Below are 25,974 nucleotides of genomic sequence, written 5' to 3'. Positions count from 1 at the left end.
CAGTGGTGGATCTGGTGGTTTTTAACCACATACCCTACATCACCACGGGCGCGCTCGGCTTCGCCATAGTGCAAAGCGCGGAAAAGAAATAAATCACCCCTCTGGTTTTGCGAGATGGATAAGCGTGTCGACACGCGCGGGGGAGAGCGGTTCGCGCGGCTGCGGCAGCGGCCAGCCGTACAGCCAGCGGGCGCTGGTGGCGCAGACTTTCCCCTGACAGGCCCCCATTCCACAGCGTGAAGCGAGCTTTGCCGCCTGCCAGCTTTCGGCGTTTTGCACATCGCCACAACGAATATCCTCACAACGGCAGAGCAGCGTATCCGCGGTGGTCGCGGCTTTTAGCGATTCCGGCAGCGCAAACGTTGTATGCAACGCCTGGGCAAAACGCTGCCAGCGCGCGCGCGCGGAGATGGCGCTTTGGGCCTTTTGCGGACAATTTGCGGCGGCATAGCCGGCAATTTCTCCCTCGGCTAACGCCAGCTCGCTGCCGCCAAAGCCGGTGCATTCTCCTGCCGCATAGATATCCTGCACGCTGGTGCGTTGCTCCGCATTGACCCAAATAGCCTGATTTTCTGTTTTGCAGCCAAAGATTGCGCCAGGTTCTATATTCGGTACCAGCCCATAGCCAATGGCCAGCCTGTCGCAAGCAATCTCGCGGGTTTGCCCCTGGTGGCGCACGGTCACTGACTGCAGACAGGTATCACCCTGCGCTTGGATGACCTGGCTTGCCGGATGATAGCGGGCTGGAAAGAGCTCGCCGAACTGACGCAATTTTTCAGGCCAGCGCCATAGCCCGGTTGCGAAACGGGCCAGTGCGGTTATCGGGGCCTGTTCGATGATGGCGACGATATTCCCGCCAGCGCGTTTCACCGTACTGGCGACCGCCAGCAGAAGAGGACCGCTGCCTGCAATGACCACGCGTTCCCCCTTGAGTTGCAGGCCGTGTTTTATCTGCGCCTGCAGGCCTCCAGCCCCCGTCACATTGGGGAGTGTCCAGCCGGGAAAAGGCAGCGAGAGTTCTCTGGCGCCGCAGCATAAAATCAGCCGCTGCCAGCGGATTTCGCCGCAGTCGTCTGCGGTTTCGAAGACTACGGAATGTGGGGTGGGGCGGGCAATTAGCCGGGCACCGCTCAGCAGTGTGATGTTGGGATGTTCAGCTACCGCCTGACGAAGCCGTCTGGCGTGCCGGGGGAGCGAGACCTGCGGCCCGTCGCGCCAGATTTGCCCGCCGGGGCGCGGGTTATCATCAAGGATTATCACTGATTTTCCACAGCGTGCGGCAGCCAGTGCCGCCGACAACCCGGCTGGCCCTGCGCCAAGGATCAGGATCTCACAGTCAACGCTTTGCATGATGGCTCCTTTCAATCACCATTTCGGGCTGGCATTCCGTCTGGCAGGCCAGCACCCGGTATCCGTTCACCGTGACGCGGCACTCCTGGCACACCCCCATTCCGCAGAAGGGCGCGCGCAGTTGACCACTCACCGAACGACGGGTCACACCGTTGCCTGCCAGGGCCAGTGCTGCTGCAATACTCATTCCGACGGGAACCTCACAGCTCTGGCCGTCGATAATCACGTTCAGGGTCGTCATGCGATGGCCTCCTGCTTGTGCAGACGTGCGGGGAGCCAGGCGTCCGGGGATACCGCCGGGTGCTCGCCAAGGATCTGGGCGCAAAGTAACTCGGCGGTTGCTGGCGCGGTTGTGACGCCCAGTCCTTCATGTCCCAGCGCCAGCCAGATACCCGGACGCGCAGGATGTGGGCCAATCAGCGGGTTACCGTCAGCCGATGCCGCGCGAAAACCGCTCCAGCAACGGATGATATTTAGCGTCTCCAGAGAGGGTAAAAAATGGCGCGCGCGCGCCAGCATCTGTGCCAGCAGAGGGAGGTCAACCTCGCGGTCAGTGTTATCAAACTGGCGTGAGGAGCCAATCAGCAACTGTCCGGTGGGGCGTGGCTGAATGTTAAATGCCACTGAGGTGCCGCCTGCATGGGCGCTGGCACCGTATCCCAACTCTACCAGCTGGTGGCTGAGCAAGGGGCCGTAGCGGTCGGTGATCGCCAACTGGCCTTTTTTGGGTCTGAGCCAGTTTTCGTCCAGCAGCATATTGGCCCCCAGACCGCTGGCGATGACGATGGCGCGTGCACGCAGTCGTTTACCGCTGTGTAGGGTGACGTAAGGGGCATCAACAGTGAGGGCGCTATCCCGAAGATGCGTTAAATTGGCATCGTTAATAAACCAGCGGGCGACGTTTGGGGCGTAAACTATCCCGTCGCCGGGGACCCACAGCCCGCCAGCGAGTTCGGCGGTGAGCAGCGGTTCGCGTGCGGCAAGCCGATCGCGGGTCTGCATTTCGCTGACAACCTGGTATTGTGCCATTCGTTGTTTTTTTTCTTCTGCCAGCGCAAGCTCTTGCGGCGTTTCTGCCAGCCACAGCGTGCCGCATCCGCGCCAGGCACAGCTTTCCGGCATCCGGGGCGTCAGTTGGCGCCAGCACGCCAGAGACCAGGCGGAGAGTGCGAGCTCCGCAGGATCGTCATCCATGCACACCAGGTGACCCATACCCGCCGCCGTCGCGCCCGCATTGTCGTCATCGACCAGCGTGACTCGCTGCCCGCGAGCGGCCAGTTGCCAGGCGCAGGCGGCCCCGATAATCCCGGCACCGATAACGATGACGTCACTTTCGATCACAGCGAGATCCCCCAGCAGAACGGATCTTCAGGATTGAGGATCAGCTTATTATCACCACAGACCCATGCCTCTCCGCGGATCGTCGGGACGATCTTGTCGCCATGCGGCACGAAATGCGCCGTAAATTCGCTGCCGATGATGCTCGCCTGCCGCCAGGATTCTCCGGATTTGAGCTTACCGTCCTCTGCGAGACAGGCCAGCTTAGCGCTGGTGCCGGTGCCGCAGGGCGATCGATCCCAGGCTTTACCGGGGCAGAGTACAAAGCTGCGGCTGTCCGCGCAATCATCTTCTGCAAACAGTTCGATATGATCGATAATGCCGTCATGTTCGCCACGGATGCCTGCACGATCTAACCCTTCACGGATTGCCCATGCGTACTCCGTCAATTCAGGGATCTTTTCCGGCGAGACCGCGAACGGATGATCGTTGACAAGGAAGAACCAGTTGCCGCCCCAGGCGATATCACCCGTTACCGTACCGTGGATGGTTTCAACCTGTACCTGCTTACGCCAGCGGTAGGCCGGCACGTTTTCGACCGAGACGCTGCCGTCTTCGTGCAGCGTGGCGGTCACATCGCCCACCGGCGTTTCAATCAGATGTTTACCGGGTTGAATGCGCCCAAGCCATGCCAGCGAGGCAATCAGCCCGATGGTGCCGTGACCGCACATGTTCAGAAAGCCGCAGTTGTTAAAGAAGATGACTCCCGCCGTGGCCTGTGGCGAAACTGGCTCACAGAGCAATGCACCGACCAGAACGTCGTTACCGCGCGGCTCAAGAATAATGGCTTTACGCCAGTCGTCGTAGTCGCGGGAAAAGCGCTCGCGACGCTCGCTCATGTTCCCCGCTCCCAGATCCGGAAAGCCGTCGATGACCAGGCGAGTGGGTTCACCGCCGGTGTGAGAATCAATCACTCTCAGTTCACTGTACTGTGCTGTCATAGGATCTCCGGGAAGTTAATATTTTGTTGCTAAATGCTGACGCAAGCCCTGCGTCCCGGCTTGATCACTTTCGTCACCGTAAATGACGAAATCAGCATAATGGCCGCTGTCATCGTTAAGGCGATATCATATTTATTTGTTATTAATCATTTTGTTAGTGGTGTGGTAAACCAAAAAAGGCAACCGCGCCAGTGGCTGGAAAAGGGGAAATTATAAATCTACGGCAGGATCGCAAAACGCAGTAAGGATGCTTGCTGAGTTAACAAAAAGTTAATAAATATTCAGATCACTAATCGGGAGGAAGCGTGATGTCCTGTGTGATTAATGATGTGCGGGCCCCGTCGCCGGTGCCTGAAGTGGCTGAACTTAGCCAGATATGTGAGGGGTTGGCGCGTCAGCGTCCGGACAATATCCAGACGTTGCTCCATGCGATGGCATTGATTGCGCCGCTGCTCAATGCTATTCCGAATGTGGTTTTTTTTATCAAAGATGTGCAGGCCCGCTATTTGATGGTCAATATGACCCTGGCACGACGCTGCGGGTTTAAGACGGTCGTTTCTCTGCTGGGTAAAACCTCTGCTGATGTTTTCCCTTCAGCGCTTGGGCTGGGCTATACCGAGCAGGATATGCGGGTGCTGCGCGAAGGGGTAACGCTGCGCGATCAGCTGGAAATGCATCTCTACAACGGTCGTGAACGCGGCTGGTGTTTGACCCAGAAGCTGGCGCTGCGGGATGCGCAGGGCCAGGTCATCGGTATGGCGGGGATTTCACACGATCTGCAGGAAGCGCAAGCGCGTCACCCGGCGTGGCAGCGGCTGGCGATCGTCGACGATCATATCCGCAACCATTATCACCGTCCCATCGCGATGGAAGAGCTAACTGCCCTGAGCGGCATGTCGGTGGCGCAAATTGAGCGCTACTGTAAGCGTATTTTTCATCTCACGCCGCGCCAGATGATCCACAAAGTTCGGCTGGAAAAAGCCACCGAACTGCTGGCGGGCGATACGCCGATTACCGATATTGCGTTGCAGTGCGGTTATACCGATCACAGCGCGTTTAGCCGCCAGTTTAAGGCGATGACGGGCTCTACGCCGCGTGATTTTCGCATTACGCTTGCCGGGTAAGACACACTCACTGTGCTAATTTCGTCATCAAAGAGGAAGAAAACCACCAAGCAGTCGGTCGCCTGAAACGTCAATCTGTCAGTGAATATTCACCATTCATTCACTTTAAATTAACAAATTGACGACAAGGAACCGAACATGAGCAAGAAAGCCATTCACTGGAGCGGTGTATTCCCGGCAGTCAGCACCCAGTTTCGTAGCGATTATTCCCTGGATCTGGATGCCACCCATACGGTGATGAAAAACCTGGTCAAGGATGGTGTTTCTGGCCTGGTGGTGTGCGGCAGCGTGGGGGAGAACACCTCTCTGACAACGCAGGAAAAGCTGCAGATCATCGAAGTAGCGAAAGATGCTGCGGGCGGTCAGATCCCAGTCATTGCGGGGGTGGCCGAATTCACCACCGCGTTTGCACAGAAGATGGCGAAAGAGGCAGAGCGCGTGGGCGTCGACGGTATTATGGTGATGCCTGCGCTGGTGTATTCCTCAAAACCGCATGAAACAGCGGCCCACTTCCGCAGTGTGGCTACGGCTACCGACCTGCCTATCATGGTGTACAACAACCCGCCGATTTACAAAAACGACGTGACGCCGGATATCCTGGCGACGCTTGCCGACTGCGACAACATCGTCTGTTTCAAAGACTCCTCCGGCGATACCCGCCGTTTTATCGACCTGCGTAACTCTGTTGGCGACCGCTTTGTGCTGTTCGCTGGGCTGGATGATGTGGTGGTCGAGAGCATTGCCGTTGGGGCGGAAGGCTGGATCTCCGGAATGTCGAACGCCTTCCCGCGTGAAGGGGAGACGTTGTTCCGCCTGGCGAAACAACAGCGTTATGAGGAAGCGATGGCGCTTTACCGCTGGTTTATGCCGTTGCTGCATCTGGATGCGCGCCCGGATCTGGTGCAGTGCATCAAGCTCTGTGAAGAATTGCTGGGGCGTGGCAGCGCCATTACCCGTCCACCGCGTCTGGCGCTGGAAGGGGATACCCGTGCGCAAGTGGTGGCGATTGTTGAGAAGGCGCTGGCGACCCGTCCACAGCTGCCGGATGTCGGCCTTTAAGTAAAGGAGTGATGATGACGCTACCTCTCTCTGTTTCGGGTCAGCAGTTTATCGCCGGACGCCGCGTGGCAAGCGGTGAGGCGACGCTGCCAAGCCTGCGTGCCGCTGACGGCAAGCTGACCGGATACCATTTTTACCCGGCCTCTCGTGAGGAGGCCGCCGCCGCGGCGGAGGCGGCTGACCAGGCGTTTCCTGTCTATTCACAGACCGCGCCGGACGTGCGTGCCCGCTTTCTCGACACCCTTGCCGACGAGCTGGATTTGCTCGGCGAGGATTTTTTCGCCATAGCCCACCAGGAAACGGCACTACCGCTGGCGCGGTTACAGGGAGAGCGCACCCGTACCAGTAATCAGCTGCGCATGTTTGCCGGGGTGCTGCGTCGGGGCGATGCCTTTGGCGTACGCATTGATACCGCACTCCCTGACCGCCAGCCCCTGCCACGTCCGGATCTGCGTCAGTATCTGACCGCGCTTGGCCCGGTGGCGGTGTTCGGGGCCAGCAATTTTCCGCTGGCCTTTTCTACGGCGGGAGGCGATACCGCATCCGCGCTGGCGGCGGGTTGTCCGGTGGTGGTGAAAGCCCATCCCGGACATATGGCGACGGCGGAATTGACTGCCCAGGCGATTGTGCGTGCGGTCGCGGCATCTGGCCTGCCTGCGGGCGTTTTTAACATGATTTTCGGCACCGATATTGGCGCGGATCTGGTTCGCCATCCGGCGATTCAGGCGGTGGGTTTTACCGGTTCGCTGCGCGGCGGTAAGGCGCTCTGGCAGCTGGCGCAGCAGCGTCCGCAGCCGATCCCCGTCTTTGCGGAAATGTCGGCCATTAACCCGCTGATTATTCTGCCGCAGGCCGTCGCCACGCGGGCAGAAACGCTGGCCAATGAGCTGGTGTCCTCTTTCACTTTGGGATGTGGGCAGTTTTGTACCAAGCCGGGGCTGATCCTTGTCTTACGCGGCGAAGGTATGTCCCGCTTCACGCAGGCGCTGAAGGTCGCGGTTGACCAGGCACCGGCACAGATCATGCTGAATGCCCCGACGCTTGCCCATTATGAAGAGGGTGTCAGCGCGCTTGAGGCACATCCGCATATTCAGCGTCTGGCTGGGTCTGATGAATCGGTTATCGGCCGGGCGCAGGCCCGGTTGTATCAGGCTCCGGCTTCGCTGCTGCTGGCACAGGATCCGCTGCTACAGCAGGAGGTGTTTGGCCCGCTGGCGGTGTTGGTCGAGGTGGCCGATGAGGCGGAGTTGCAGTCCATTTTGCGTGTGATTCCGGGCCAACTGACGGCTACTGTGCACGCCGAATCTGATGATGGGCCGCTGGCGCAGCGCCTGCTGCCAGCCCTCACCGAAAAAGCGGGACGCGTTTTGTTTAACGGTTATCCAACCGGTGTCGAGGTTTGTGATGCCATGGTGCACGGTGGTCCGTGGCCTGCCACCACTGATGCTCGCGGTACCTCGGTAGGGACGCAATCCATCGACCGTTTTTTACGCCCGGTATGCCTGCAAAATGTGCCTGCCGCGCTGCTTCCGCCTGCTGTCCAGGATGACAACCCTCTGAACCTGCTGCGCCTGATTAACGGGCAGTGGACCCGGGAAGCCATTTCCCCCTCTGTTGACTGAAGGGCATGACCATGACGATTCACTCTACGCACCAAACACAGGCCCGCGTTGCTGAGGTGGGTAAATTTAAAAAGCAGCTAACGCTAACCGACCTGACGTTTATTGGGCTTGGGGCTATCTTCGGTTCCGGCTGGCTGTTTGCCGCAAGCCATGTGGCATCGATTGCTGGACCTGCGGGCATTGCCTCGTGGGTCATCGGCGGGATTGCCGTTCTGCTGTTAGGGATTGTCTATTGTGAGCTGGGCGCGGCACTGCCTCGTGCCGGGGGGATTATCCGTTATCCGGTCTTTTCCCACGGTGAGTTGATGGGGTATCTGCTTGGATTTATTACGCTGATTGCGTTTTCAAGCCTCATCTCCATAGAGATTGTTGCTGCGCGGCAGTATGCGGCAGCATGGTTCCCGATGCTGACTCAAACTGGCTCAAGCGACCCAACGCTGCTGGGATGGGTGGTGCAGTTTTTGCTGCTGTGTTTGTTCTTCGGGCTGAATTACTACAGCGTAAAAACGTTTGCCCGTTCCAATAACATCATCAGTATTCTGAAATTTTTGGTGCCGTTGGCGGTCGTTGTGACGCTATTTACCTTTTTCAAACCTGAGAACCTGCACGTTCAGGGGATTGCACCCTTTGGTATGTCGGGCGTTGAGGCTGCGATTAGCGCCGGTGGGATCATCTTCGCCTACCTGGGGTTGACGCCAATTATTTCTGTGGCGAGTGAAGTAAAGAATCCGCAGCGTACCATCCCGGTGGCGCTTATTTTATCCGTGGTGCTGTCGACGATTATTTACGTGCTGTTGCAGTTGGCATTTCTTGGCAGTATTCCGACCGAAATGCTGGGTGGCGGCTGGGCAGAGATCAGCAAGCAATTCTCGCTGCCGTACCGGGATATCGCCATTACGCTCGGTATGGGCTGGCTGGCGTTTATGGTGGTGTGCGACGCGATTGTCTCCCCAAGTGGTACCGGCAATATCTACATGAACGCCACGCCGCGCGTGATTTATGGTTGGGCGAAAGCAGGCACCTTCTTTAAGACGTTTACCCACATCGATAAAGAGTCTGGCATTCCGCGTCCGGCGCTGTGGCTGACCTTTGCATTGTCTATCTTCTGGACATTGCCGTTCCCGTCATGGGAACAGCTGATAAGCGTGGTGTCGGCGGCGCTGGTACTGAGCTACGCCATTGCCCCGGTCACGGCGGCGGGGCTACGCCGTAATGCACCGGATTTGCCGCGCCCATTCCGCGTGCGTGCCTTCGGGATTATCGGTCCGGTGTCGTTTGTGATTTCGGCGCTGATTGTATTCTGGTCTGGCTGGGGCACGCTGTCATGGCTGCTGGGTCTGCAGATTGTGATGTTTGTCGTCTATGTGCTTTGCAAATCAAAAGTGCCGGTACACACCGTAAGCCTGGCGCAGCAGGTGAAATCGTCTCTGTGGCTTATCGCCTTCTACGCGCTGATTATGCTCTTCTCCTGGCTGGGTAGTTTTGGGGGCACAGGGGTGATTGGTCATCCGTGGGATACGGTGGTGGTAGCGGTGATGTCGCTGGGAATTTACTACTGGGGTGAGCGAACCTGTCTGCCGCGGGCTAACTTTACCGGTGATGAAGAAGAGTAAAGGAGTCGGTCATGGAGATGGTAAACCTCTCGTTAACAGAGGCTTATGCGCTGGCATATAAGGTGCTGCGCGGGAACGGATTCAGTGAAGCGCATGCCGTGGCGATCGCGACAAACGTGACCCACGGTGAGCGTGATGGCTGTGCCTCGCATGGTTTGTGGCGGTTGCTGGGGATTGTGGAGACGCGACGTAAAGGAAAGGTGTCACCTGACGCTGAGCCGGTTATCACCGATACCGCGCCGGCCATTGTGAAGGTGGACGCCGGTGGGGCATTTTCCCTGCTGGCATTCGAGCGCGCGCTTCCACTGCTGATAGAAAAGGCGCGCCACAGCGGTATTGCAGCCCTGGCGATTAACCGCTGTGTGCACTTTTCGGCGCTGTTTGCCGATGTTGAGCCGCTCACGGAGGCGGGGCTGGTGGCGCTGGCGACGACGCCCAGCCATGCGTGGGTTGCTCCCGCAGGCGGGACGCAGCCGCTTTTTGGCACTAACCCGATAGCATTTGGCTGGCCGCGTGAAGAAAAATCCCCGTTTATCTTCGACATGGCCACCAGTGCGGCGGCACGGGGAGAGATCCAACTCCATCAACGGGCGGGAAAAGCGGTGCCGGAAGGGTGGGGGATTGACGGTGACGGTCAGGCCACCACCGACGCGCAGGCGATCCTCGACGGTGCGATGTTGACGTTTGGCGGGCATAAAGGGTCGGCACTGGCGGCAATGGTGGAACTGCTTGCCGGACCGCTCATCGGCGATATGACCAGTGCGGAATCGCTGGCGTGGGATAAGGGGGCTGGCGGATTGCCCTATGGTGGCGAGCTGATTCTGGCCCTGGACCCGGCCCGCTTTCTGGGACGGGAGGCTCCGCAGCATCTGGCACGTGCCGAGAAACTCTTTGCCGATATGCAGCGGCAAGGAGCGCGTTTGCCGGGCGAGCGTCGCTATCATTCCCGTATGCGTACAACTCGTGACGGTGTAGAAATAACCCATTCGCTGTTCAAGGATATATCCGCGTTAGTGAAATAATTATCGCGAGAACAGGAGGGATGATGTCCCTCCTGTTATACGTTTATATAAATAGTTACTGTGATTAGCGATGCGCAGGTGTTGGCGCACCTTCGTATCTAGCTAATAAAACCCCTGTAAATTCCCCCAGTGATCTTCGGTAAGCCCAGATGTAAATAAGATGAAATAAGCGCGAATAGCATGCTTTTGGAATAAATAGAAAACGCCTTCATCCCAATAAATCCGGTATTATTAATCGTATTTATTCATTATCTTTCACGCGCCTGAATATCCCCACGCTCCAGAAAACAACGCCTGTCGGCATCAGACCAAAAATGCGATCTAACTCACTGAAGCAAATAGCAAACTCTGAAACAACGCTTAATTGTACACTTTGCTTTACACTTTTAGTGACGTGAATCACAAATTTAAACCCGCGAAGTGATCCGACTCTCACAAATTGGGGTGTACTCATTGAGCAATACATTATGAGAACAGCCTGGAAAGTTAAGTTTTCAGTATTTTCCCTCTCCAGTGACATGCAACGGTGAAGGGCAAATCAACACGCAAAAAAAACTCGTTGAATATGAATGGGTAAAAAAATGACGTGTGATTTGCATCACTCACATTTACAGCTTTTTAAATTATTGCCAGTGATTAATGTTGACCGGGCTATTTCCATAATCAATCAAATCTTGCATAGTGCCTCCACATTATTTCTCCCCCTGACTCAGGAGGCGAATAGTTATATTTCATCAGACTTTATTGATGAACCAGGTATGATTTACTTCACATTAATACGTACATGACCACTGTTACTGGAGAAACAAAATGAATTATCCGGCAGAACCCTTCCGTATTAAAAGCGTTGAAACTGTATCTATGATCCCGCGTGATGAGCGCCTTAAGAAAATGCAGGAAGCGGGTTACAATACTTTCCTGTTAAATTCGAAAGATATTTATATTGACCTGCTGACCGACAGTGGCACCAACGCAATGAGCGACAAGCAGTGGGCCGGAATGATGATGGGGGATGAAGCTTACGCGGGCAGCGAAAACTTTTATCACCTGGAAAGAACCGTGCAGGAACTGTTCGGCTTTAAACATATTGTTCCGACTCACCAAGGGCGTGGCGCAGAAAACTTATTATCACAACTGGCTATTAAACCGGGGCAATATGTTGCCGGGAATATGTATTTCACTACCACCCGCTATCACCAGGAAAAAAATGGTGCGGTGTTTGTCGATATCGTTCGTGACGAAGCGCACGATGCCGGTCTGAATATTGCTTTTAAAGGTGATATCGATCTTAAAAAATTACAAAAACTGATTGATGAAAAAGGCGCAGAGAATATTGCGTATATCTGCCTGGCGGTGACGGTTAACCTCGCAGGCGGGCAGCCGGTCTCGATGGCGAACATGCGTGCGGTGCGTGAACTGACGGCAGCGCACGGCATTAAAGTGTTCTACGATGCTACCCGCTGCGTAGAAAACGCCTACTTTATCAAAGAGCAAGAGCAGGGATTTGAGAACAAGAGCATCGCCGAGATCGTGCATGAGATGTTCAGCTACGCCGACGGTTGTACCATGAGTGGTAAAAAAGACTGTCTGGTGAACATCGGCGGCTTCCTGTGCATGAACGATGACGAAATGTTCTCTTCTGCCAAAGAGTTAGTCGTGGTTTACGAAGGTATGCCATCCTACGGCGGCCTGGCCGGACGCGACATGGAAGCGATGGCGATTGGCCTGCGCGAAGCTATGCAGTACGAGTACATCGAGCACCGCGTGAAGCAGGTTCGCTACCTGGGCGATAAGCTGAAAGCCGCTGGCGTACCGATTGTTGAACCGGTGGGGGGTCACGCGGTATTCCTCGATGCGCGTCGCTTCTGTGAGCATCTGACGCAGGATGAGTTCCCGGCACAAAGTCTGGCCGCCAGCATCTATGTGGAAACCGGCGTGCGCAGTATGGAGCGCGGAATTATCTCTGCGGGCCGTAATAACGTGACCGGTGAACACCACAGACCGAAACTGGAAACCGTGCGTCTGACTATTCCACGCCGTGTTTATACCTACGCGCATATGGATGTCGTGGCTGACGGTATTATTAAACTTTACCAGCACAAAGAAGATATTCGCGGGCTGAAGTTTATTTACGAGCCGAAGCAGTTGCGTTTCTTTACTGCACGCTTTGATTACATCTAAAAAATAGTTATGGCCCCATCACGTGATGGGGCTTTTTTGTATTCCTTTTCCATGAACAGGAAGCCTTTGCGGTGCCCGTTACCGTGACATAACTAAAAAAAGTAAACCCTGACTCCGACATTTTTATTATCCGCATGATGTACAAATGACAGCTGTAATTATAACGAATAGTCTACAGGAACATTTATCATGGATATTAATGCCATTGAGCGACAGAGTAGTACCCCCGGACTGATTAGCGGAACCATGTTGGTTATCGCGACCGTAGTGGGTGGCGGGATGTTCTCCCTGCCGATTGCGATGGCCGGCGTATGGTTCCCCGGTGCGTCTGTTATTCTTCTGTTTATCGCCATCATGATGTTATTAACCGGTCTGATGCTGGTTGAAGTCAACCTGCATTATGGCGCCGGTGCCAGTTTTAATACCTTTACTCAGGATTTATTAGGCCGTAAGTGGAATATCGTGGTCGGTATCGCTTTCGGCTTTGTGCTGTATATTCTGACCTATGCCTATATTTCCGGATCGTCAGCGGTGATGGCGCAAACCGTGTTCAAATACAGCGGCGTGCGCTTTCCGGCGAATATCTCGGTGGTGATCGTCAGTATGCTGGTCGGCGCGATTGCCTGGTACAGCTCCTTGCTGGTCGGACGCATCACTACCGTGTTGATTATCGGTAAGTTTATCGCGTTCTTTGCTACTTTCTCCGGGCTGGTTGGTCATATTGAAGTGGCGAAACTTGTCGACAGCGTGGCGGTGGCGCTGCCCAACTCACAGTACCTGCCTTACATTCTGATGACGCTGCCGTTCTGTATTATCTCGTTTGGTTTTCACGGTAACGTGCCGAGCCTGGTCAAGCTGTATGGCAAGAGTGGGGTCTCGAATATCACGCGTTCGATTATCATCGGTACGCTGTTTGCCTTGCTGCTGTACATCTTCTGGCTGGGCGTCACGATGGGTAACATCAGCCGTTCCGCGTTCCCGCCAATTATCGCCAAAGGCGGCAATATCGACGTGTTTGTTGAGGCCATCAGCGAGCTGTTCACCAGCCGCTATATGGATTTGATCCTGACCTTCTTCGGCAACTTCGCAGTAGCCAGTTCACTGTTGGCGGCGACGCTTGGCTTGTTCGATTACATCGCCGACCTGTTTCACTTCCCGGATGACGGCATGGGCCGACTGAAAACCGCGCTGGTGACCTACTTCCCGCCAGCCGCCGTGTGCTTCTTCTTCCCGAACGGTTTTGTGCACGCGATTGGCTACGCCGGTCTGGCCTTTACCATCTGGAGCGTGATCCTGCCGCCGTTCCTGGTGAAAGCCGCGCGGAAACGTTTTCCGACCGCCAGCTATACCGCGCCTTGTAATAACACCGTGCTTAACCTGGTGATTGTCTGTGGAGCGGTTGTCTATCTGACGGTTGTTCTGGACGTATTTGGTCTGCTGCCAACGTTTCGTTAGACGGAGTCAAAATGAAAAACGTGTTGTCTGTTCAGTCGTCAGTCGTTTATGGCTATGCCGGAAATAAAGCTGCTGTGTTGCCGATGCAGCTTTCGGGGATCGATGTCTGGCCGTTTTACACCGTACAGTTTTCCAACCACACCCAGTACGGGATGTGGCAGGGCATGGCGATGCCGCACGGCGAGCTGAGTGCCATCATCAGCGGGCTGGATGACCTGCAAAAGCTGGCGCAATGCGACGCCGTGCTGTCCGGGTATCTCGGGGATAAACGCCATTGTGAAGAGGTGAAGCACGCGGTCACCACCATTCGTCAACGTAATCCGCAGGCGCTCTATTTTTGCGATCCGGTGATGGGCGACCCGCAAAAAGGCTGCATTGTCGCGCAGGGCGTAGAGTCCTTTTTTGTCGATGATGCCATTCAACTGGCCGACATCATGGGACCGAATCTCTATGAGCTGGGCGTGCTGACGGGCAGACAACTGCGTGGTTTTGACGAGGTGGTGGAAGCTGCGCAGCAGCTGGTGTCGTGGGGTGTGAAGAAGGTGCTGGTGAAGCATCTCGGCGACTGTTCGCGGGACAAACAGGCGTTTGAAATGCTGCTGGTGACGCCGGAACAGACGTTACACATTGCCCGGCCGCTGTATACCTTTGCCAAAATGCCGGTGGGCGTTGGGGATCTGATTTGCAGCGTGATGCTGGCTTCACTGCTCAATGGTTATGAGGACAAGCAGGCGCTGGAGCGGACCACCAGTGTCGTCGATGCTGTGATGCGACTGACAAAAGAGCATGATTCGTATGAACTGCGGCTGATAGATGCGCGTCACCAGATAATGGATCCGCAAATTCGCTATCGGGCAGCGGTACTGTAGCGCCACGAGGGGGCTCTATGTTTCTGACATTGCTGCGGCTTCAGCATCCTCTGGTCTACCGTTTCGCGTGGCTTCGTCTGTGGGTGGCGGTGTTAAGAGCATGCGGTCTGCGTAAGAGGAAGGGGTGAGCATTTTACGCTGCTGTCGCTGCCGGATGCGGCTCGCGCCTTATCCGGCCTATAAATGAGCGTGAAACGCAGGCCTACAAATGAGTGTGAAATGTAGGCCTGATAAGCGAAGCGCCATCAGGCATAAGCGCCAGGTATTACGCGCGGAAGTAGCGTGGTGGAATCAACGCGGAAAAGGCGTCGAACTTCTTCACCATCTTTTTCCAGAACAACATAACAACAATCCTCGATTTGAAACATCGGCGCTATTTTAGTCAGCGCCGACAAATCGTAAAGCCTGTCGCCTTGTTCCGTTCCTGGGACGGTGTAAACCTTTTTGGTCACTGTGTCGTCAAATACGATTGCCGCGAATTTGACGGGGTTGACAATGGCTTACGCCATAAACCAGTAATAAAAGAGACCGACTTTCAGGCCGAGGATCACAATGTAGGCGCAGCAGTATTTCATGGTGCCAGACATAATCTGGTTGGCCTGACCGTCCATTTTGGTGGCAGAAACCGCGATGGCGATGCTTTGCGGCGAAATCATTTTCCCCCCCGTAGCGCCAGAGGTATTGGCCGCGGCCAGCCAGTTAGGATCGATATGCAACTTGCTGGCAGCAATGGTTTGCAGCTTGCCGAACAGAATGTTCGAGTTAGTATCGCTGCCGGTAACGAACGTGCCCAGCGCGCCAATCACCGGGGCGAGGAAGACGTACGAGCTGCCGGTCAGATCGACAATCGACTGCGCCAGCGTGGAGATAATCCCGCTGAGATCCATCACCGTGGCTAGCGCGACGATCGCCATAATTGCGACGATAGAGTTTTTAAGCTGGAAAATGGTTTTGATAAATACTTCCAGCATCCCGCGTGCGGACGCCCCCTGAATAAAACCGCCGATAATGGTCGCAAAGATGATCAGCATCCCTGGTGTGGTCACCCATTCAACTTTCAGTGCCATCGTTTTACCGTCAGCCAACGTGAAATGCAGCACCGAAGCCAGTTGGGACGCCGCGCCTTTTATTGTCGGGAACAGCGGCGAACACAGCAGGATAAATACAAAAATAAACAGATAGATAGAGCCAACCCGGAACAGCACTTTTGCCGAGCGCGGCGTGGTTTCGCGGGTATGGCTGACCTCAATGCGCCACTCTGGATCGGTTTTCCCTTTGCGCAGGCGACTGACCATCGCCACGGCAAACAGGCTGACCAGGCTACCGGCAAAGGCAGGTAATTCCGCGCCAAGATGGATGGCGACAAAATATTGCGGAACCAGCGTGGAAATACCGCAAATCAACGTGATCAGAAATACGCCGCGAATGGCTTTCAGGCCGCCGCCAATAATGCAGACAATCACAAACGGCAGCAGAATATTAAACAGCGCAAGCTGCAAAATAATGGTTCCGCCTAAGGTATAAACTGGCAGATTCACCTGTTCTGCCAGAATAGAAACCGGGATCCCGACTGCGCCGAATGCGGTGGGAACGGTATTCGCCACGAGAGAAGCAATCGCTGCTTTCAGCGGGTTGAATCCCAGCGCAATAAGAATGCCGATCGGAATAGCGACCGCCGTACCATAACCCGCTGCGGCTTCAAGAAATCCACCAAAGCACCATGAAATCAGCAACACCTGAATACGCTTATCTTCGCTAATGCTGGCGAGAATATCGCGCAAAATATCCAGCGCTTTGGTCGCCTGCATGACGTTATAACTGAAGATAGCGCCGAGGATCACAATCACAATCGGCCATAACCCCTTCAGTGCGCCATAGCCTATCGCGGCTTTCAGATTTTGTACGGGCATTTCCCAGAATATTGCCGATAATGCAGCGGTGAATACCAAAGAAATCAGTACGGAATAATGGATGGGCATTTTTAATTTCAGTATTAAAAATACCATAAGTAGTAAAGGAGAGAGTGCCAGGGCAAACATAAAATATTCGTTCATTGCTATTCCTGATTGGTTCATTAAACCTGATTTATATTTATGGCGGGAAGGCTACATTGCTGTGTAAATAAAATATGTAAACTGAATCGCTTCAGTGAATAAAGTAATTATGATTTATGGTTTTGTAACTATTGTAATCTTTTAATTAAAATTCAATGCCAGATAAATATACTTAAGAGCAAGGTAAATACCCATAAGTGGTTATTTAATAACATTTTTAATAATGGTAGTGACGAAGGTAGTAATCATTCGAAACTATTTTATAAGGTGTTAATAACACTGTTGTTTTCAATATAAAAATGTGAGCAAGTCCGAAATAAATAAACATGGGTATTGCATATGCATGTTGATTAGGGGATTATTTGGTTTTGTCATACAAATGAAAATACAGACATTTGCGATTGTCCTGATATAAGAAGATGAGAGTCGCTATCAAAGGAAAACGATCCGTGCATCATAATGAACCCAGACATTAGTAAAACAAGCAAATACAAAAACTGGGCGTGAAATACAGCTGAATCTTTGCTTGATATCGCGATATCAAGCGCAATAAACAGAAATGAAGCAATGGAGTAGTTATTGTGAATGTAAATTTCTTTGTTACCTGCATTGGTGACGCACTGAAATCACGGATGGCACGAGACTCCGTATTGCTGCTGGAAAAACTGGGTTGTCGCGTGAATTTCCCCGAGAAGCAAGGGTGTTGCGGTCAGCCAGCCATCAACAGCGGATACATCAAAGAGGCGATCCCCGGGATGAAAAACCTGATCGCCGCGCTGGAAGACAACGACGATCCGATTATCTCCCCGGCAGGCTCCTGCACCTACGCGGTAAAAAGCTACCCGACGTATCTGGCCGATGAACCGGAATGGGCGCTGCGTGCTGAGAAAGTTTCCGCGCGTATGCAGGATCTCACCTCCTTTATCGTCAACAAACTGGGCGTGGTGGACGTTGGTGCCAGCCTGCAGGGGCGCGCTGTGTATCATCCTTCCTGTAGCTTGACCCGCAAACTGGGAGTGAAGGAAGAGCCGCTTACGCTGCTGAAAAACGTGCGCGGACTGGAGCTGTTGACGTTTGCCGATCAGGATACCTGTTGCGGCTTTGGCGGGACGTTCTCGGTCAAGATGGCCGAGATATCCGGTGAGATGGTGAAAGAGAAAGTCTTACATCTGATGGATGCAAAGCCGGAATATTTGATTGGCGCAGACGTTAGCTGCCTGCTGAACATTGGCGGCCGACTGCAACGGGAAGGCCAGCCGGTCAAAGTGATGCATATTGCTGAAGTGCTGATGAGCCGCTGAGGGGAAAGAGATGTCGATAAAAACCAGCGATGTAGAATTTAAACTGCGTATTCGTCAGCAGATAGAAGATCCGATCATGCGCAAAGCCGTGGCTAATGCGCAGGAGCGTATCGGCGCGAATCGGCAAAAAATGGTCGATGAGTTAGGCCACTGGGAAGACTGGCGCGATCGTGCCAGCCAGATCCGCGATCACGTTCTGAGCAACCTCGACGCTTACCTGTACCAACTCTCTGAGAAAGTGACGGAAAACGGCGGACACGTCTATTTCGCCAAAACCAAAGAAGACGCCACTCGCTACATTTTGCAGGTCGCGCAGAGTAAAAATGCGAAGAAGGTGGTGAAGTCCAAGTCGATGGTGACCGAAGAAATCGGCGTCAACCACGTGCTGCAGGATGCCGGAATCCAGGTGATCGAAACCGATCTCGGGGAATATATTCTGCAGTTGGATCAGGATCCGCCTTCGCACGTCGTGGTCCCGGCGATTCATAAAGATCGCTACCAGATCCGCCGCGTGCTGAACGAACGTCTGGGGTATGACGGCCCGGAAACCCCGGAAGCTATGACTTTGTTCATTCGTCAGAAGATCCGCGAGGATTTCCTCAGTGCCGAAATCGGTATTACTGGCTGTAACTTTGCCGTGGCGGAAACCGGCTCGGTGTGTCTGGTGACCAACGAAGGCAACGCGCGCATGTGCACCACGCTGCCGAAAACGCACATTGCGGTGATGGGCATGGAGCGTATCGCGCCGACCTTTGCCGAGGTGGATGTGCTGATCACCATGCTGGCGCGCAGCGCCGTGGGCGCACGTCTCACGGGCTACAACACCTGGCTGACCGGCCCGCGTGAGGCGGATAACGTTGACGGACCGGAAGAGTTCCATCTGGTGATTGTCGATAACGGTCGCTCGCAGGTGCTGGGCTCAGAGTTTCGCGATGTGCTGCGCTGCATCCGCTGCGGAGCCTGTATGAATACCTGTCCGGCGTACCGCCACATCGGCGGACACGGCTATGGCTCTATCTATCCTGGACCTATCGGCGCGGTGATTTCTCCGCTGCTCGGTGGCTATAAAGATTTTAAAGACCTGCCGTACGCCTGTTCTTTATGCACGGCCTGTGACAGCGTCTGCCCGGTGCGTATTCCGTTGTCAAAACTGATCCTGCGTCATCGCCGGGTGATGGCCGAGGAGGGCATTACGCCGAAAGCCGAGCGACGGGCGATCAAGATGTTCGCCTATGCCAATAGCCATCCGGGGCTGTGGAAAGTCGGGATGATGGCGGGCGCGCATGCGGCGAGCTGGTTTATCAATGGCGGCAAAACCCCGCTCAAGGTTGGCGCGATTGGTGACTGGATGGAGGCGCGCGATCTGCCTGATGCTGACGGCGAGAGCTTCCGTAGCTGGTTTAAGAAACATCAGGCGCAGGAGAAAAAGAATGGATAACCGTACCGCGTTTTTAAACACCATCGCCCAGGCGCTGGGTCGCCCGCTGCGCTTCGAGCCGCAAGCAGATGCCGCGCCGGTTAACAACTATGCCAACGAGCGCCTGACCGAGCTTAGCCCCGAGCAGCGCTGCTCTGCGTTTATCCAGTTTGCCAGCGAAGTGATGCTGGCCCGCTGCGAACTGACCAGCGAGGACCAGGCCGCAGACGCGGCGCTGCGCCTGTGTAAAGAATTGGGTCAGCAGCCTGTGGTGCTGAGCGGCGACAGCCGGCTGGTGGAGCTGGGCATCACCGAACGCTTACAGCAGGAATGCCACGCTGTGGTCTGGGACCCAGCGCGTGGTAGCGAAAATATTACTCAGGCCGAGCAGGCGAAAGTGGGCGTGGTGTATGCCGAGTATGGCCTGACCGAGTCCGGCGGCGTGGTACTGTTTTCCGCACCAGAGCGCGGGCGCTCCCTGAGCCTGTTGCCGGAGTCCTCGATTTTCGTGCTGCGTAAAAGCACCATCCTGCCGCGCGTGGCGCAGCTGGCAGAAAAGCTGCATCAGAAAGCACAGGCCGGTGAGCGTATGCCATCATGCATTAATATCATCAGTGGACCCAGCTCGACGGCGGATATTGAGCTTATCAAGGTGGTTGGGGTGCATGGCCCGGTGAAAGCGGTGTATCTGATTATTGAGGATTGTTGAGGCAGGATGGAAAACCGCTCTGGCGCTATAGGCCAGAGCGGTATCGACGTTATGCAATCATGCTGATGATCAACACGATAATCAGGCCAACCACGGAGTTTACCAGCTCCAGCAGACCCCAGGTTTTCAGCGTATCCTTCACCGACAGGTCAAAGTAGCCTTTGAACAGCCAGAACGAAGCATCATTGATATGGGTCAGGGTGTTGGAGCCGGCCGCTGTTGCCAGCACCAGCAACGCCGGGTCGACGCCCACCAGTTGACCGGTTGCCGGGTCGAGGATCGCTGCGCTAATAATCCCCGCCGCCGTCATGGCTGAGACCACGCCCTGACCCGTTGCCAGACGAATCAGCACGGTTATCAACCACGCCATGATGTAGGGAGAAATATTGCCGTGCGACATCAGCATGCCGATGGTATCGCCGATGCCGGTATCGATAATGGTTTGCTTCAGTACGCCGCCCGCGCCGATGATCAGGATCACCATGGCGATGCTTTTCACCGCGTTTTCAAAGGCGTTCATCACCCACTGCATATCGTGACCGCGCGCGGTACCAAACAGCACGAAGGCGACAACCATGGCGATAAACATCGCAATCGGCGAGGAGCCTAAGAAGTTGACCACTTCCCACGCCTGCGTCCCTTTCACCAGCCAGATGTTGGCGATGGTGGTGGAGATCATGATGATCGCCGGGATCAGCGGCACCAGAATAGACACGCCGAAGGACGGCAGGTTGTTCTGGTCAACCGGTACGTCGGCCTTCATGAATGACGGCGTTGGACGATCGAGGTTGCCGAGGAATTTCGGCAGGATAAGTCCGGCGCAGATCACGCTCGGAATGGTCACCAGGATACCATAGATGTAAACCATGCCCATGTCAGCGCCGTAGGCGTTAACCAGCGCGACCGGACCCGGCTGCGGTGGGAACAGTGAGTGGGCGGTGGTGGCGGCGGCAACCGCAGGAATCGCCAACTTAAGGAACGGGATCTTCGCTTCCGCGGCAATGACGATCACCAGCGGTGCCAGCATAATAAACGCCACTTCATAGAACATCGCCAGGCCGAAGATCAGACCAATAATGATCACCGACAGCTGCACGTAACGTAGACCGAGTCGCGCCAGCAGCGTATGGGCAATCTGATGCGCCGCCCCGGAATCAACCATCAGCTTACCGATGACGGCCCCGAATACCACGATAATCGCCAGCTCACCCAGCGTGCTGCCAAAACCGGATTTCATGGTATGCAGCAGTTCCATTAAATCCATTCCCGCCAGCATACCGACCGAGAGTGCCGCCAGCAGCAGAGCGACCATCGAGTTTATTTTGAATCTTAAATTGAGCACCAGCATCAGGCCGATGCCGAATACAACCCACAGAATATTGAGAACGTGCATATAACGTCTACCTTACTTTGGTTGAACTATTATGATTTTGGTTGAGATGTTACAGATATTGGTCAACCTATGATGCGATGGATGTCACATTGCGTTACATGTTTACATTAATACTGGGTTGTATGGCCGTTAATTAGCGGTATGGTCAGCAGATATCGTGATTTGGTTAACCAATTTATCGCTTCAGGTTGACATGTAATACCAAAAGGAGGAATTTATGTGCCATATCGTCGAGTCCATAACGTAAACGAGGAATAAAACATGGAACAGACATGGCGCTGGTATGGTCCTAACGATCCGGTCACCTTAGCGGATGTGCGTCAGGCGGGTGCAACGGGCGTTGTCACTGCCTTGCACCATATCCCGAACGGGGAAGTGTGGACGGTTGATGAGATCCTGAAACGCAAAGCCATTATTGAGCAGGCGGGCCTGGTATGGTCGGTCGTCGAAAGCGTACCGATCCACGAAGACATTAAAACCCGTTCCGGCAACTATCAGCAGTGGATTGCCAACTACCAGCAAAGCCTGCGTAACCTGGCCGAGTGCGGCATTCGTACCGTGTGCTACAACTTTATGCCGGTTCTCGACTGGACCCGTACCGACCTGGAATACGTCCTGCCGGACGGCTCCAAAGCGCTGCGTTTCGATCAAATTGAATTTGCCGCCTTTGAGCTGCATATCCTCAAACGACCGGGCGCGGAAGCGGACTACACCGCCGAAGAGATTGCGCAGGCGAATGAACGCTTCACCACCATGAGCGAAGAAGACAAAGCACGTCTGACCCGCAATATCATCGCCGGTTTGCCGGGCGCGGAAGAGGGCTACACGCTCGACCAGTTCCGCCAGCATCTTGAACGCTATAAGGATATCGATAAAGCTGCGCTGCGTGAGAATTTTGCCGTCTTCCTGAAGGCGATTATTCCTGTAGCAGAAGAGGTCGGTGTGCGTATGGCGGTACATCCGGACGATCCGCCGCGCCCAATCCTTGGCCTGCCACGCATTGTTTCCACCGTGGAAGATATGCAGTGGATGGTCGATACGGTCAACAGCATGGCGAACGGTTTCACCATGTGTACCGGCTCCTACGGCGTTCGTGCGGATAACGACCTGGTCGACATGATCAAACAGTTTGGCCCGCGCATTTACTTCACCCATTTGCGCTCCACGCTGCGTGAAGATAACCCGAAAACCTTCCATGAAGCGGCGCATCTAAATGGCGACGTTGACATGTACGAAGTGGTGAAAGCGATCGTTGAGGAAGAACAGCGCCGTAAAGCCGAGGGCAAAGAGGATCTGATCCCTATGCGCCCGGACCACGGTCACCAGATGCTTGACGACCTGAAAAAGAAAACCAACCCAGGTTACTCCGCGATTGGTCGCCTGAAAGGCCTGGCGGAAGTGCGTGGCGTTGAGATGGCTATCCAGCGCGCTTTCTTTAGCCGCTAAAGCAGTGTTGCCGGTCGCCTGTGTGGCCGGCTTTTTTCTTTTCTCTCCGTTGGTCTTTCCGACGGGATCTGGAGTTCACGATGACAACGACAATTGCCAATAGCAACCTGCCGGTTGCACGCCCTGCATGGGACAGCTCTCGTCTGCAATCCCGCATTGTTCACCTGGGATGCGGCGCTTTTCACCGCGCGCATCAGGCGCTGTACACCCACCATCTGCTGGAAACCACCGACAGCGACTGGGGTATCTGTGAAGTTAACCTGATGCCGGGTAATGACTGCATACTGATTGAAAACCTGCGCAAGCAGCAATTGCTGTATACCGTGGCGGAAAAAGGCGCGGACAACACCGTGCTGAAAGTGATCGGCTCGATGAAAGAAGCGCTGCACCCGGAGCTTGACGGCTGTGATGGTATTTTACAGGCCATGGCACGCCCGCAGACGGCAATTGTCTCGCTGACGGTCACGGAAAAAGGCTACTGCACCGATGCTGCCAGCGGCCAGTTAGATCTCAATAACCCGCTGATTAAACACGATCTGGCAAATCCAGCCGCGCCGAAATCGGCGATTGGTTACATCGTACAGGCGCTGCATCTGCGTCGTGAGCAGGGGCTGGCGGCCTTTACCGTGATGTCCTGCGATAACGTGCGTGAAAATGGGCATGTGGCGAAAGTCGCGGTGCTGGGCCTGGCGCAGGCGCGTGACCCGCAGCTGGCGCAGTGGATTGAAGCAAACGCCACTTTCCCGTGTACCATGGTAGACCGCATTGTTCCGGCGGCAACGCCAGAAACGTTGCAGGAGATTGCCGACCAGTTGGGCGTTTACGATCCGTGCGCTATCGCCTGCGAACCGTTCCGCCAGTGGGTGATTGAAGACAACTTTGTTAACGGTCGCCCTGACTGGGACAAAGTCGGCGCACAGTTTGTTGCCGACGTAGTACCGTTTGAAATGATGAAACTGCGCATGCTCAACGGCAGCCACTCTTTCCTCGCTTATCTGGGCTATCTCGGCGGTTATGAAACCATCGCTGACACCATGACCAATCCAGCATACCGCAAAGCGGCGTTTGCGCTGATGATGCAGGAGCAAGCGCCAACGCTGTCGATGCCGGAAGGTACCGATCTCAACGCCTACGCGACGCTGCTGATCGAGCGTTTCAGCAACCCATCTCTGCGCCACCGTACCTGGCAGATTGCGATGGACGGCAGCCAGAAGCTGCCGCAGCGCCTGCTGGATCCGGTGCGTCTGCATCTGCAAAACGGCAGCGGCTGGCGTCATCTGGCACTGGGCATCGCGGGCTGGATGCGCTACACCCACGGTGTGGATGAACAGGGGCAGGTCATTGATGTTGTCGACCCAATGCAGGCCGAATTCCAGCGCATTAACCAACAGTTCCAGGGAGCCGAACGCGTGACGGCGCTGCTGGGGTTGAGCGGCATTTTTGGTCATGATCTGGCGGAAAACGCCGACTTTGTTGCGACGGTTACCGCAGCGTATCAACAGTTGTGTGAACACGGCGCACGCGAGTGCGTTGCAGCGTTAAGCGCTGACGCATAACCACCCAGGTATGACGGGTCAATCAAAATACTAATTTGGTTGACCCGTTTTCTGTTTTTGGCTTCCCGCAAATGCTATAGTTCAGGCGAAAAAACGTTATTGGTAGGCCGGATAAGGTGTGCGCAGTCATCCAGCCTCCGGATTCTGAATTGACGCATCTGACGGACATAACACGATGAAATCAAACACTTCTCAGCAAAGACCCTACCAGGAAGTGGGTGCAATGATCCGCGATCTGATTGTCCAGACGCCGTACCAGCCTGGTGAGCGCTTGCCGCCGGAGCGTGAAATCGCCGAGAGACTCAATGTCACTCGCACGGTGGTGCGCGAAGCGTTAATCATGCTGGAAATTAAAGGTCTGGTGGACGTGCGTCGTGGCGCCGGGATCTACGTACTCGACAATGCAGAAGCTCAGACCATCGACAGTTCGGATGTGAATCATTGCAATGATGCAGGCCCGTTTGAGCTGCTCCAGGCGCGACAGCTGCTGGAAAGCAACATCGCCGAATTTGCCGCGCTGCAGGCCACCCGCGAAGATATCGTCAAAATGCGCCAGGCGTTGCAGCTGGAAGAGCGGGAGCTGGCCTCCAGCGAACCGAACGGTTCTGAAAGCGGTGACATGCAGTTCCATCTCGCTATCGCCGAGGCCACGCATAACAGCATGCTGGTGGAGCTGTTCCGCCAGTCATGGCAGTGGCGCGAGAACAACCCGATGTGGATCCAGCTTCATAGCCATCTCGATGATACCCACTATCGTAAAGAGTGGATGGGTGACCACAAACAGATCCTGGCAGCGTTAATCAAAAAGGATGCCCGCGCGGCCAAGCTGGCGATGTGGCAGCATCTGGAAAACGTCAAACAGCGCCTGCTGGAGTTTTCAAATGTTGATGACATCGACTTCGATGGCTATCTGTTTGACTCCTGGCCGCTGGATAAAGTTAACGCCTGATTTTACCACTTCTCATGCGGGCTGTTCCGGCCCGCTCGGCATTGCATAGCAACCTTTCTTTTTACGTCTTAAAGCTCATGTAAAAAATGGTTTCCATAGTCTTCAATGATCATTTTTTTCGCTGCCCCTGTGTGATGTAAATTGATTTTCATCAATTAAAAACAACTTATTTTTGCTTGCGAAAAAATGCGCTATTTACCTTATTTTTACCTTTTCGTGCGTATTTTTAGACAAAACGGGTCTGTATTAAGTGAGAATCAAAGTGATTTCCGCTGTGGTTAGGGCAGGGCCGCCTGGCATAACAGCGTATAAAAACACGTGGTTTGCGTAAAAGTAGACATTAATAATGACATGTAACCTATTGGCTGTAATGATGTTTTGACTGCATATCATTTTTCATGTGAATGATTCATGCCTTTTTAATCAAATGAATAAAAACGAATATATGTAAAGCTAACATTACACATTATTCTATAATCAAGTTATCTTTCATTTGAAATAGCGTTCCAGTTTTTCTTTGTTTATTAACAGTTTCATTACTATTGTGACTGTATTTTGCCGTTGACATGTTTTTA

The 25,974-nt window shown here is 54.5% G+C and carries 20 protein-coding genes; 14 read left to right on the top strand and 6 right to left on the bottom strand.

Translation table 11 applies throughout. The features are described from left to right. Positions 1–93 precede the first annotated feature (93 nt). Genes OGY04_RS18200 through OGY04_RS18185 form a run of 4 tightly spaced genes read right to left on the bottom strand, consistent with a single transcriptional unit; the run spans position 94 to position 3,629 of the window. Positions 94–1,350 carry an NAD(P)/FAD-dependent oxidoreductase gene (locus tag OGY04_RS18200; protein ID WP_286585785.1) on the bottom strand — a complete coding sequence of 419 codons (1,257 nt, stop codon included), beginning with the start codon at positions 1,348–1,350 and terminating at the stop codon, positions 94–96. Further along, complete coding sequence (locus OGY04_RS18195; RefSeq protein ID WP_286585784.1) at positions 1,337–1,591, bottom strand: 2Fe-2S iron-sulfur cluster-binding protein; 255 nt, start codon at positions 1,589–1,591, stop codon at positions 1,337–1,339. Before OGY04_RS18195 ends, OGY04_RS18200 begins: the two co-directional genes overlap by 14 nt. Beyond that, on the bottom strand, positions 1,588–2,691 hold the full coding sequence (locus OGY04_RS18190) for an NAD(P)/FAD-dependent oxidoreductase (RefSeq protein WP_286585783.1): 1,104 nt from the start codon (positions 2,689–2,691) through the stop codon (positions 1,588–1,590). Before OGY04_RS18190 ends, OGY04_RS18195 begins: the two co-directional genes overlap by 4 nt. Beyond that, positions 2,688–3,629: a 4-hydroxyproline epimerase gene (locus tag OGY04_RS18185; RefSeq protein ID WP_284884604.1), complete on the bottom strand. Its 942-nt coding sequence runs from the start codon at positions 3,627–3,629 to the stop codon at positions 2,688–2,690. Before OGY04_RS18185 ends, OGY04_RS18190 begins: the two co-directional genes overlap by 4 nt. Before the next feature lie 308 nt (positions 3,630–3,937). Between OGY04_RS18185 and OGY04_RS18180 the strand changes: the two genes are divergently transcribed. The 8 genes from OGY04_RS18180 (at position 3,938) to pdxY (ending at position 14,574) form a co-directional block, all read left to right on the top strand. Then, positions 3,938–4,753 carry an AraC family transcriptional regulator gene (locus OGY04_RS18180; protein ID WP_008786078.1) on the top strand — a complete coding sequence of 272 codons (816 nt, stop codon included), beginning with the start codon at positions 3,938–3,940 and terminating at the stop codon, positions 4,751–4,753. Positions 4,754–4,891: 138 nt separating this feature from the next. Then, the gene (locus tag OGY04_RS18175; RefSeq protein WP_003830108.1) at positions 4,892–5,812 is read left to right on the top strand and encodes a dihydrodipicolinate synthase family protein; all 921 of its coding nucleotides are present in this window, start codon (positions 4,892–4,894) and stop codon (positions 5,810–5,812) included. 14 nt (positions 5,813–5,826) lie between these two features. Beyond that, entirely contained in the window at positions 5,827–7,434 is a 1,608-nt protein-coding gene (locus OGY04_RS18170; protein WP_234096423.1) for an aldehyde dehydrogenase (NADP(+)), read from the top strand. An 11-nt stretch (positions 7,435–7,445) separates the two neighbouring features. Beyond that, positions 7,446–9,047 (top strand): APC family permease, encoded by a 1,602-nt coding sequence (locus tag OGY04_RS18165; protein WP_079934443.1) that lies wholly within the window; start codon positions 7,446–7,448, stop codon positions 9,045–9,047. Between the two features lie 11 nt (positions 9,048–9,058). Continuing rightward, positions 9,059–10,069 carry an Ldh family oxidoreductase gene (locus tag OGY04_RS18160; RefSeq protein WP_284884605.1) on the top strand — a complete coding sequence of 337 codons (1,011 nt, stop codon included), beginning with the start codon at positions 9,059–9,061 and terminating at the stop codon, positions 10,067–10,069. Positions 10,070–10,879: 810 nt separating this feature from the next. Beyond that, complete coding sequence (locus OGY04_RS18155; RefSeq protein ID WP_016155590.1) at positions 10,880–12,250, top strand: tyrosine phenol-lyase; 1,371 nt, start codon at positions 10,880–10,882, stop codon at positions 12,248–12,250. A gap of 189 nt (positions 12,251–12,439) precedes the next feature. Then, positions 12,440–13,705, top strand: a complete 1,266-nt coding sequence (locus OGY04_RS18150; RefSeq protein ID WP_032942280.1) for an aromatic amino acid transporter — start codon at positions 12,440–12,442, stop codon at positions 13,703–13,705. A gap of 11 nt (positions 13,706–13,716) precedes the next feature. Then, the gene (gene pdxY, locus OGY04_RS18145) at positions 13,717–14,574 is read left to right on the top strand and encodes a pyridoxal kinase PdxY (RefSeq protein ID WP_060682807.1); all 858 of its coding nucleotides are present in this window, start codon (positions 13,717–13,719) and stop codon (positions 14,572–14,574) included. A 500-nt stretch (positions 14,575–15,074) separates the two neighbouring features. Here the strand turns inward: pdxY and OGY04_RS18140 are convergent, their stop codons facing one another. Further along, entirely contained in the window at positions 15,075–16,628 is a 1,554-nt protein-coding gene (locus tag OGY04_RS18140) for an L-lactate permease (protein ID WP_219987384.1), read from the bottom strand. 581 nt (positions 16,629–17,209) lie between these two features. Between OGY04_RS18140 and OGY04_RS18135 the strand changes: the two genes are divergently transcribed. Genes OGY04_RS18135 through OGY04_RS18125 form a run of 3 tightly spaced genes read left to right on the top strand, consistent with a single transcriptional unit; the run spans position 17,210 to position 20,055 of the window. After that, the gene (locus tag OGY04_RS18135) at positions 17,210–17,929 is read left to right on the top strand and encodes a (Fe-S)-binding protein (protein ID WP_001102107.1); all 720 of its coding nucleotides are present in this window, start codon (positions 17,210–17,212) and stop codon (positions 17,927–17,929) included. A 10-nt stretch (positions 17,930–17,939) separates the two neighbouring features. Further along, complete coding sequence (locus tag OGY04_RS18130) at positions 17,940–19,367, top strand: LutB/LldF family L-lactate oxidation iron-sulfur protein (protein WP_008786085.1); 1,428 nt, start codon at positions 17,940–17,942, stop codon at positions 19,365–19,367. Beyond that, positions 19,360–20,055: a LutC/YkgG family protein gene (locus tag OGY04_RS18125; protein WP_286585781.1), complete on the top strand. Its 696-nt coding sequence runs from the start codon at positions 19,360–19,362 to the stop codon at positions 20,053–20,055. Before OGY04_RS18130 ends, OGY04_RS18125 begins: the two co-directional genes overlap by 8 nt. A 49-nt stretch (positions 20,056–20,104) precedes the next feature. Here OGY04_RS18125 and gntP read toward each other — a convergent pair whose 3' ends face one another. Then, positions 20,105–21,448 carry a gluconate permease GntP gene (gene gntP / locus OGY04_RS18120; protein WP_003033260.1) on the bottom strand — a complete coding sequence of 448 codons (1,344 nt, stop codon included), beginning with the start codon at positions 21,446–21,448 and terminating at the stop codon, positions 20,105–20,107. Between the two features lie 261 nt (positions 21,449–21,709). On the opposite strand from gntP, the gene uxuA reads away from it, so the two are divergent. The 3 genes from uxuA to uxuR all read left to right on the top strand — a co-directional run bounded on the left by uxuA (position 21,710) and on the right by uxuR (position 25,399). After that, positions 21,710–22,894, top strand: coding sequence for a mannonate dehydratase (gene uxuA, locus OGY04_RS18115; RefSeq protein ID WP_032942283.1), 1,185 nt, complete (start codon positions 21,710–21,712; stop codon positions 22,892–22,894). Positions 22,895–22,974: 80 nt separating this feature from the next. Further along, positions 22,975–24,450: a fructuronate reductase gene (locus tag OGY04_RS18110; RefSeq protein WP_048236203.1), complete on the top strand. Its 1,476-nt coding sequence runs from the start codon at positions 22,975–22,977 to the stop codon at positions 24,448–24,450. Positions 24,451–24,625: 175 nt separating this feature from the next. After that, positions 24,626–25,399: a Uxu operon transcriptional regulator gene (gene uxuR / locus OGY04_RS18105; protein WP_008786090.1), complete on the top strand. Its 774-nt coding sequence runs from the start codon at positions 24,626–24,628 to the stop codon at positions 25,397–25,399. Positions 25,400–25,974 lie beyond the last annotated feature (575 nt).

It is taken from the genome of Citrobacter sp. Cpo091, assembly GCF_030332645.1.
Lineage (GTDB): Bacteria > Pseudomonadota > Gammaproteobacteria > Enterobacterales > Enterobacteriaceae > Citrobacter > Citrobacter portucalensis.
This window is presented reverse-complemented; position numbering and strand designations above follow the sequence as displayed.

Bases quoted from the DNA above. Each gene is read 5' to 3' on its own strand.
- OGY04_RS18200 (WP_286585785.1), bottom strand. From the start codon at position 1,350: ATGCAAAGCGTTGACTGTGAGATCCTGATCCTTGGCGCAGGGCCAGCC.
- OGY04_RS18195 (WP_286585784.1), bottom strand. From the start codon at position 1,591: ATGACGACCCTGAACGTGATTATCGACGGCCAGAGCTGTGAGGTTCCC.
- OGY04_RS18185 (WP_284884604.1), bottom strand. From the start codon at position 3,629: ATGACAGCACAGTACAGTGAACTGAGAGTGATTGATTCTCACACCGGC.
- OGY04_RS18180 (WP_008786078.1), top strand. From the start codon at position 3,938: ATGTCCTGTGTGATTAATGATGTGCGGGCCCCGTCGCCGGTGCCTGAA.
- OGY04_RS18175 (WP_003830108.1), top strand. From the start codon at position 4,892: ATGAGCAAGAAAGCCATTCACTGGAGCGGTGTATTCCCGGCAGTCAGC.
- OGY04_RS18170 (WP_234096423.1), top strand. From the start codon at position 5,827: ATGACGCTACCTCTCTCTGTTTCGGGTCAGCAGTTTATCGCCGGACGC.
- OGY04_RS18165 (WP_079934443.1), top strand. From the start codon at position 7,446: ATGACGATTCACTCTACGCACCAAACACAGGCCCGCGTTGCTGAGGTG.
- OGY04_RS18160 (WP_284884605.1), top strand. From the start codon at position 9,059: ATGGAGATGGTAAACCTCTCGTTAACAGAGGCTTATGCGCTGGCATAT.
- OGY04_RS18155 (WP_016155590.1), top strand. From the start codon at position 10,880: ATGAATTATCCGGCAGAACCCTTCCGTATTAAAAGCGTTGAAACTGTA.
- OGY04_RS18150 (WP_032942280.1), top strand. From the start codon at position 12,440: ATGGATATTAATGCCATTGAGCGACAGAGTAGTACCCCCGGACTGATT.
- pdxY (WP_060682807.1), top strand. From the start codon at position 13,717: ATGAAAAACGTGTTGTCTGTTCAGTCGTCAGTCGTTTATGGCTATGCC.
- OGY04_RS18140 (WP_219987384.1), bottom strand. From the start codon at position 16,628: ATGAACGAATATTTTATGTTTGCCCTGGCACTCTCTCCTTTACTACTT.
- OGY04_RS18130 (WP_008786085.1), top strand. From the start codon at position 17,940: ATGTCGATAAAAACCAGCGATGTAGAATTTAAACTGCGTATTCGTCAG.
- OGY04_RS18125 (WP_286585781.1), top strand. From the start codon at position 19,360: ATGGATAACCGTACCGCGTTTTTAAACACCATCGCCCAGGCGCTGGGT.
- gntP (WP_003033260.1), bottom strand. From the start codon at position 21,448: ATGCACGTTCTCAATATTCTGTGGGTTGTATTCGGCATCGGCCTGATG.
- uxuA (WP_032942283.1), top strand. From the start codon at position 21,710: ATGGAACAGACATGGCGCTGGTATGGTCCTAACGATCCGGTCACCTTA.
- OGY04_RS18110 (WP_048236203.1), top strand. From the start codon at position 22,975: ATGACAACGACAATTGCCAATAGCAACCTGCCGGTTGCACGCCCTGCA.
- uxuR (WP_008786090.1), top strand. From the start codon at position 24,626: ATGAAATCAAACACTTCTCAGCAAAGACCCTACCAGGAAGTGGGTGCA.